This is a genomic window from Serratia sp. LTN-2, assembly GCF_059740205.1.
Genome location: NZ_JCAXDO010000060.1, coordinates 1 through 1412, shown reverse-complemented (window position 1 = coordinate 1412; position 1412 = coordinate 1). Strand labels below are relative to the sequence as shown.

1 protein-coding gene is annotated in these 1412 nt (G+C 50.2%); it reads left to right on the top strand.

Annotated features, from left to right (window positions below; all coding sequences use genetic code 11):
* Positions 1-1412: Ig-like domain-containing protein (locus AC6BYQ_RS28275; protein WP_498057909.1), on the top strand; the 1412-nt coding region annotated here is incomplete at both ends.

Below are 1412 nucleotides of genomic sequence, written 5' to 3'. Positions count from 1 at the left end.
ACTGACCCTGCAGGCAACACTTCATTGCCAGGTACAGGCACAGTTTCAGCAGACATCACAGCACCTGTGGTTGCGCTGGATGACGTGTTGACGAATGACAGCACACCAGCACTTATTGGTACAGTGAACGACCCGACAGCAACTGTAGTTGTCAATGTGGATGGCGTTGACTATCCGGCAGTGAACAATGGCGACGGCACCTGGACGCTTGCAGACAATACACTTCCAACACTCGCAGACGGTCCACACACCATTACCGTGACTGCAACAGATGCAGCAGGTAACGTAGGTAACGATACTGCAGTGGTGACCATTGATACTAGTTTGCCAGTTGTATCTTTAGATGATTTAACTACTAATGACACGACTCCTGCTTTAACAGGAGCTATTGATGATCCAACAGCAACCGTTGTTGTAAATGTTGATGGTATCGATTATCCAGCGACTAACAATGGTGATGGTACTTGGACGCTCGCAGATAATATTTTGCCTGCATTAATAGATGGTCCACATACAGTGACTGTAACTGCAACTGATCCAGCTGGTAATACGGCTACAGATACAGCTACGCTTACTATTGATACAGTCCCTGCAGACCTGATCGGTGCGATCACGATTCCTGAAGACTTAAATGGCGACGGTATCCTGAATGCAGACGAGTTAGGCACAGACGGCAGCTTCAATGCACAAGTGGCGTTGGGACCAGATGCGCTTGACGGCACAGTGGTGAATGTCAATGGTGTGAACTACACCGTGACAGCAGCTGACCTTGCAAACGGCTATATCACAGCAGCGATTCCTGTGACAGGCGAAGGCCCTGTAGCGATCCATGCAGAAGCAGTGGATGCACAAGGTAATGTCGATGTTGCAGATGCAGACGTGACAGTAACGGTTGATACAGTCCCTGCAGACCTGATCGGTGCGATCACGATTCCTGAAGACCTAAATGGCGACGGTATCTTAAATGCAGACGAGTTAGGCACAGATGGCAGCTTCAATGCACAAGTGGCGTTGGGACCAGATGCGCTTGACGGCACAGTGGTGAATGTCAATGGTGTGAACTACACCGTGACAGCAGCTGACCTTGCAAACGGCTATATCACAGCAGCGATTCCTGTGACAGGCGAAGGCCCTGTAGCGATCCATGCAGAAGCAGTGGATGCACAAGGTAATGTCGATGTTGCAGATGCAGACGTGACAGTAACGGTTGATACAGTCCCTGCAGACCTGATCGGTGCGATCACGATTCCTGAAGACCTAAATGGCGACGGTATCTTAAATGCAGACGAGTTAGGCACAGATGGCAGCTTCAATGCACAAGTGGCGTTGGGACCGGATGCGCTTGACGGCACAGTGGTGAATGTCAATGGTGTGAACTACACCGTGACAGCAGCTGACCTTGCAAACGGCTA